Source organism: Gemmiger formicilis, assembly GCF_016901605.1.
Taxonomy (GTDB): Bacteria; Bacillota; Clostridia; order Oscillospirales; family Ruminococcaceae; genus Gemmiger; species Gemmiger formicilis_B.
Genome location: NZ_JACJKP010000717.1, coordinates 1 through 226 on the forward strand (window position 1 = coordinate 1; position 226 = coordinate 226).

A 226-nucleotide genomic window follows, 5' to 3' on the forward strand; every position below is an offset into this window, starting at 1 on the left:
ATACCCGCAGCAGAGTATCTATCTGATACAGCATCTGTTCAACAACTGGTTCTTGGCACTGGACTTGCCGCGGCTCTGTGCGGCAGCTGTTTTGGTAGCAATAACCTTATTGGCGGGTATTGCGCTTCTGCTCAGGAAGTTATAACAAAAGACATGAAAAAATGGTTTTTACTGCCCTTTGCGCTTCTGGTGTGGGGACCACTATGGCTTTTACTGACTGGTGCGC

General features: G+C 48.2%; 1 protein-coding gene. It reads left to right on the forward strand.

Annotation, left to right across the window (positions count from 1 at the left end; genetic code table 11):
• Window positions 1–226: hypothetical protein (locus H6B10_RS16595; protein WP_204652477.1), on the forward strand; the 226-nt coding region annotated here is incomplete at both ends.